Genomic DNA, 5,965 nt, shown 5'->3' with positions numbered 1-5,965 from the left:
GGCTCGGGCGATCGCGTCGGCTCGCTCGCGGCATCCGTCGCCGGCGTCGAGTTCGTCACCCCGGCCGGGTCGGTGCACGCCCTCCGTCGCGGCGACGACGGCTTCGAAGGCGCGGTCGTGTCGCTCGGCGCGCTCGGGGTGATGGTCACCGTCGACCTCGATATCGTGCCCTCTTTCGACGTCGCGCAGACGGTCTTCGAGGGGCTGCCCTGGGACGGCGTGCTGGCCGACCTCGCGGAGGTCACCGGCCTCGGCTACAGCACGAGCATGTTCACGACCTGGCGCGACCCCGACGTCATCGACCAGCTGTGGGTCAAGGCACGGATCGACTCGCCCGCTCCCGTGCCGGTCGACGTGCTCGGGGCGCCGCGCGCGGCCGAGAACCGGCATCCGCTGCCCGGCGTCTCGGCCGTGAACTGCACGCCGCAGCTCGGGGTTCCGGGCCGCTGGCTCGACCGGCTCCCCCACTTCCGCATGGGGTTCCAGCCCTCGAACGGCGACGAGCTGCAGTCGGAGTATCTCGTGCCGCGCCGGCACGCGGTTGGCGCCCTCTCCGCGCTCCGGTCGCTCGCGGGGCGCATCGCGCCGCTCGTGCAGGTGTGCGAGATCCGCACGGTGGCGGCGGATCGCCTGTGGCTGAGTCCTTCCTTCGAGACGGATGCCGTGGCGCTGCACTTCACGTGGCTGCCCGACCAGCGCGGGGTCGAGGCGTTCCTCCCCGACCTCGAAGCGGCACTCGAGCCCTTCGCCGCCCGCCCGCACTGGGGCAAGCTGTTCGCACGCCGCGACGTCGCGGCCCTGTACCCGCGGTGGAGCGATTTCGCGGCGCTGCGCGATCGGTTCGACCCGCGCGGCGTGCTGCGCAACGAATGGATGTCGGAGCTCGGACTCTAGGATCGGCGTGTGGAGACCTCGGATGTCATCGCGCTCTTGGCACTGATCGTGAGCGGTGTGCTCGGCGGGTTGGCGCTGCTTCGGTCGCGCAGCGCGGACGAGCGGTCGAAGCGCGCGAACGAGATCTCGGCGCAGGCGCTCGAGGCGCAACGCCTCGCCCTGCCTCCGGCGTGGGGGCCGCTCTATCTCGTCGGCACGAAGCGCATCGGTCTCACGAACACGTCTGGGCGGCACATCATCGTCGAGCGGCTCGCGGTCGAGCCGCCGGAGATGTCGAGGACGGTGCGCGTCTCGAGCCTTCCGGTGCGCATCGAATACGGCGACGACCTGGCGCTGCGGTACTTCGCTCCCGAACACGCGTCGCCGCAGCTGCTCATCGTGACCTGGAGGTACGAGGACGAGGCGACCGAGCGGACGACCGAACGCAGGTTCTGACGGTGTCGGGGTCGGTGATCTGCCCAGCTCGTGACCAGCCCAGGTCAGTGATTGTCTCAGCGCTAAATCATCTCAGCGCGGTGCGGCTCGTCGCGGTGGACTCGAGGGGAACGCCTTCGGGGACGAACAGCGACACGATCGGGGCGTGCCACACCGTGGCCACCGTGACGCGGGCGGAGACGCCGTCGGGCGTTCCGGCCGCCACCAGAACCGCGCCGCTGCCCACGGCATCCACGATCTCGGTCGCCTGGGCGTGCACGGCGTCCGCCTCAAGCCGGGCCTGCGGGTCGTCGCCGGCCAGGGTGATCGTGAAGCCGTCCGCACCGGCCAGGGCCGCAGCATCCGCCAGCGCATCGAGCCGCTTCTGCGCGAGGTAGAGGCTCGTCGCGTTGGCGCACACGAAGATCGCGACCAGCGCGAGCATCGCGTAGCCGATCGTGAGCAGCAGGATGCTGCCCTCATCGTCGGGTCGGGAGTCACCATCTGGCGGCACGCCGCCGCGGCACAGGCGGTTCACTCGGCGCCCCAGAATCGCGAGACCTTCTGGGCGGCGGATGCCTCGACAGGCACGCTCGCCAGGGCGTCGAGGCCGAGCACCGCGGGCACGAGCGGCAGGCTGACCCGGGTCGCGATCGTCACGACGACGGTCGCCCCGGCCTCGGGGCAGACCGAACCCGCCGGGCGGCACGAGAGCGAGAGCTCCACGGTCTCGGCGTCGATGCCGTATTCGTCGACGATCGAGCGCAGTACCGCATCGGCGCGCGCGGTCGCGGTCGCGGCATCCGGAGCCGTGGAGATCGCCCTCGCGACGTGGCGCGCCCCGGCTTCGGCCCCGAGCGACTGTCCCTGGATCTGGCCGAGCGCGACGATCAGGTAGACGAGCGGGACGAGCAGCAGCAGCCCGACGGTGATGAACTCCAGCGCCGCCGAGCCCTCGTCACTCGTCGCCGCCCGCCGAAGGCGGCTACTCCAGCGATTCGACCGGCGCATGCGCGGTCACCTCCAGGGAGCGCGGGGCGCCGAGCAGCCCCACCAGCGGAAGAGTCGTCACCACCTGGACTTCGACCGCATCGTGGCCCAGCGTGCGGGTCTCTCGCACGGAGACGTGCTCGGCGTACTGGGCGCCGACCGCCCGCGTGACGATCTGCTGGGTGCGCTCGGCGCCCTGCGCCAGCGAGGTGTCGGCGAGGGCTGCGAAGTGGGCACCCTCGACCGCGGCGTCGTGGACGACGTTTCGGACGTAGATGGCGAGGCCGAACTGCAGCACGGCCAGGGTGAGCATGGTCAGCAGACCGCCGACGAGCACGAACTCGACGGGACTGGAACCGCGCTCATCGGAGAGCGCCTCGCGGAGGCGCCGCATCGCTAAAGGCCCGAGACGCGGGCGATGGCCTGCTCGAAGAGGTTGGCGAGCGCGGGGCCGGCGAGCGCCCAGATGAGCACGACCAGCCCGGCCGTCATGAGGGTGATGAGCACCCAGCCGGGCACGTCACCGCGGTCGTCGTCGTGGAGGTCTCCCCAGGCCGTGCGCGCACGCGCCACCAGGTTTCGAAGCATGATTCCGTCCTTTCGCGACCGCGCGCGGTCATCTGCCGATTGTTGTGGGCCGTTCATCCGACACCGAGCCGCAGCATGAAGACACCCGGGAACACGGCGAAGAGCACGCTCAGCGGCAGGATCAGGAACACGAGCGGGATCAGCATGTAGATCTCCTTGCGCCCGGCCCGCTCGATGAGGCCGCGCTTGGCCTCCTCGCGGGCGTCGGCGGCCTGCGCCTGCAGCACGAGCGCGAGCGGGGCACCGCGATCGATGGCGGCCACGAGGTGATCGACGGCGCGCGTGAGCGCGGCGACCTGCAGCCGGTGCGCGAGCGCCCCGAGCGCGTCGGAGAGCGACGATCCGGTGCTCACCGCGACCACCGCGGTGCGCACCTCGAGGGTCAGCTCCCCCGAGCCCACCGAGCCGATGCGGCGAAGACTGTCGAGCAGGCTCTCCCCCGCCGAAAGGCACAGGGCCAAGAACTCCAGCACCGTGGGAAGCTCGTCTTCGATCCGGGCGACGCGGGCGCGCGATGCCGTAGTGAGGTGCGCATCGCAGAGCGCGAGGCCGATGACCGCGAGCACGGGCGGCACCAGCACACCCGCAACCGTCAGGGTGCCGGCGAGCGCCAGCCCCACGATCACCAATCCGCCGAGCACGATGCCACCGATGGCCCACGCCAGCTGACGACCGCGGAAGGCGGGGACATCGATCGCCCATCCCGCCTGCGTCAGTCGGCGAGCGATGGTGTCGGAGCCGCCGAGGGCCGAGCTGAAGCGCTCCCGCGCGCCCTGCCAGAGGGCCCGAAGGCCGCCGACGAGCGCTCCGGCCGGGTCGGACGGAGAGCTCCACAACGTGGCGCCGCGAGGGTCAGTGACATCGCGGACGTAGGGCGCGATGCGCCGGGCCAGCGTGGGAGCACCCCATCGCGGGGCGAGGGCGAGAAGGCTCCAGATGCCGATGCCGAGGGCACCGCCGAGCACGAGGGCCAGCGCGATGTCGGTGCCCCACCCCGCCGGCATCATCCGAACCACCGCCGCGGCTCGGGCAGCCGGCCGATCCGGATCATGACGCGGTACGCCACGAACGACACCGCGGCCCCGGCGAGGATCAGGACGACGCCTTCCGGGCTGCCGTACGCTCGCGCACCCTCGGGCCGCAGCGCGAGCATCGCGAGGATCGCCCACGGCGCGACGACGCCCAGGACGGCGGCGCCCCGGATCCACGACTGCCGCGCCTCCACCTCGGCCCGCAGCGCGGCGTCGGCGCGGACCGACGAGGCGAGGGCGCGCAGCACGGGCGTGAGCTCGGTGCCGCCGACCTGGCGGGCCATACGGAGCGTCTCGATGATGCGGTCGGCCGTGGGGTCGGCCAGCGCGGACTTCAGCCGCTCGGCGCTCGAATCGAAATGTCCCGAGGCGGCCAGGTCGGCCTCGAACGCCGCGAACGCGGGGCGGAGCGTCGAAGGGGCGGATGACGAGAGACTGGCCACGGCGTCGGGCAGCGACATCCCGGCCCGCACGGAGGCGATGAGGAGGTCGCAGATGTCGGGCCAGAGGCCGCGACGCGCCTTGCGCAGCCGCAGCGTGCGCGCGCGCAGCCAGGCGAGAGGTGATGCCGCGGCCGCCACGGCGGCGACCGCGGCCAGCGCGACGACGCCGGTCAGGAGCCACGCGAGCGCGGCCGCGAACGCCGCCGCGAACACGGCGAACGCGATGACGACGCGGGGAGCGACATGCGCCAGGCCCGCCGCCTCGAGCAGCTTCGACAGTGGGCCCTGGGGAACGTGGTGCTCGGATTCGCTCTTCGCGGGCCACAGCCACGGCGAGACCGTGAGCAGCAGACCCGCGGCGAGCACCGCGCCCCAGACGATCGTCATCGCGGGGTCGCCTCATAGAGCGTGCGTGCCTCGACGGAATCGCCGGCGAGCCGCCCGGTGGGGGCCACGATCTCCACCACGGCGCGTCGGCCGGCGGCATCCATCGCGCAATGCGCCACGACGTGCACCGACGCGGCCACGGCCGGAAGCACGAAGCCCTTGTCGATGTTGCGTCCCGCGAGGAGGGGCAGAGCGGAGAGCTTCGCGAGGGCTTCGCGGCCGGAGTTCGCGTGGATCGTCGCGGCGCCGGGCACGCCCGTGTTGAGCGCGAGCAGCAGATCGAGGGCCTCGGCGTCGCGCACCTCTCCGACCACCAGGCGATCCGGCCGCATCCGCAGCGCCTCTTTCACGAGGCGCCGCAGCGTGACCTCGCCCGTGCCCTCGAGGCTCGGCTGCCGGCCCTGCAGAGCCACGATGTCCGGGGCGTCGACCGCGAGCTCGAACGTCTCCTCGACCGTGACGATGCGCTGCTGCGGAGGACAGGCCGCGATAAGCGCACCGAGCAGCGTCGTCTTGCCGGCGTGCGTCGCGCCCGAGACGAGCACGCTCCTGCCCGAGACCATGGCGTCGTGCAGGATGTCGGCAGCCTCGGGCGCGAGCGATCCGGCGTCGACGAGCCGTGAGAGGGAGCGGTAGCCCGGCAGGAACTTACGGATGTTTACCGACCAGTGCGAACGGGTGATGTCGGGGATGACCACGTGCAGGCGGCTTCCGTCCGGCATCGAGGCGTCGACGAACGGCTGACTCAGGTCGACGCGCCGACCCGAGGCATGCAGCATCCGCTCGACGAGGTCGCGGATCGCGGTGTCGGTGAGCGTGAGGGGCGTGCGCTCGGCCACTCCCCCGCGCGCGACGAAGATGCGGTCGGGGGCATTGATCCAGAGTTCCTCGACGCTCGGGTCATCGAGGTAGGCCTGCAGCGGTCCGTAGCCAGAGACGGCGGCCAGCACTTCGCGCACGCATCGGGCCTCGTCATCCACCGGCGCCAGCCCGCGTGCGAGCGCGTAGTCGTTGTGCCGCTGCACCTCGGCGCGCGCGATCTGGGCTGCGCGCTCGGGGCTGCGGGCCGGATCGGCCTGCTCGGCCCGCAGGCGATCGCGCACGCGCTCGGCGACGGTTGCGGCGACAGGACTCACGCGGTCGATCCTGACAAATCCCTGGGTCACGGGTCTGAAGTTATCCACAGCCGTGGTCGTCGGACGACCTGGGAAGGGTTTC

General features: G+C 72.0%; 9 protein-coding genes. 2 read left to right on the top strand and 7 right to left on the bottom strand.

The window, feature by feature from the left end:
* On the top strand, positions 1 to 894 hold an 894-nt coding region (locus VNT50_RS06360), incomplete at its 5' end, for a D-arabinono-1,4-lactone oxidase (RefSeq protein WP_325484260.1).
* Between the two features lie 9 nt (positions 895 to 903).
* Positions 904 to 1,329, top strand: a complete 426-nt coding sequence (locus tag VNT50_RS06355) for a hypothetical protein (RefSeq protein WP_325484259.1) — start codon at positions 904 to 906, stop codon at positions 1,327 to 1,329.
* 67 nt (positions 1,330 to 1,396) lie between these two features.
* Here VNT50_RS06355 and VNT50_RS06350 read toward each other — a convergent pair whose 3' ends face one another.
* The 7 genes from VNT50_RS06350 to VNT50_RS06320 form a co-directional block, all read right to left on the bottom strand.
* Entirely contained in the window at positions 1,397 to 1,753 is a 357-nt protein-coding gene (locus VNT50_RS06350) for a pilus assembly protein TadG-related protein (protein WP_414683948.1), read from the bottom strand.
* Positions 1,754 to 1,842: 89 nt separating this feature from the next.
* Entirely contained in the window at positions 1,843 to 2,319 is a 477-nt protein-coding gene (locus VNT50_RS06345) for a TadE family protein (RefSeq protein WP_325484257.1), read from the bottom strand.
* Positions 2,294 to 2,692, bottom strand: a complete 399-nt coding sequence (locus VNT50_RS06340; protein ID WP_325484256.1) for a TadE/TadG family type IV pilus assembly protein — start codon at positions 2,690 to 2,692, stop codon at positions 2,294 to 2,296. Before VNT50_RS06340 ends, VNT50_RS06345 begins: the two co-directional genes overlap by 26 nt.
* A 2-nt stretch (positions 2,693 to 2,694) precedes the next feature.
* Positions 2,695 to 2,886, bottom strand: a complete 192-nt coding sequence (locus tag VNT50_RS06335) for a hypothetical protein (protein ID WP_325484255.1) — start codon at positions 2,884 to 2,886, stop codon at positions 2,695 to 2,697.
* Positions 2,887 to 2,939: 53 nt separating this feature from the next.
* A complete protein-coding gene (locus VNT50_RS06330; protein WP_325484261.1) occupies positions 2,940 to 3,893 on the bottom strand; it encodes a type II secretion system F family protein in 954 nt (317 codons plus the stop codon).
* Positions 3,890 to 4,747: a type II secretion system F family protein gene (locus VNT50_RS06325; protein ID WP_325484254.1), complete on the bottom strand. Its 858-nt coding sequence runs from the start codon at positions 4,745 to 4,747 to the stop codon at positions 3,890 to 3,892. Before VNT50_RS06325 ends, VNT50_RS06330 begins: the two co-directional genes overlap by 4 nt.
* Positions 4,744 to 5,892, bottom strand: coding sequence for a TadA family conjugal transfer-associated ATPase (locus VNT50_RS06320; RefSeq protein ID WP_414683947.1), 1,149 nt, complete (start codon positions 5,890 to 5,892; stop codon positions 4,744 to 4,746). Before VNT50_RS06320 ends, VNT50_RS06325 begins: the two co-directional genes overlap by 4 nt.
* Positions 5,893 to 5,965 lie beyond the last annotated feature (73 nt).

Origin of the sequence: Microbacterium sp. (assembly GCF_035554235.1) — a bacterium.
Classification (GTDB): Bacteria; Actinomycetota; Actinomycetes; order Actinomycetales; family Microbacteriaceae; genus Microbacterium.
The sequence above is the reverse complement of the archived record's forward strand: the minus strand, read 5'-3'. Positions and strand labels throughout refer to the sequence as shown.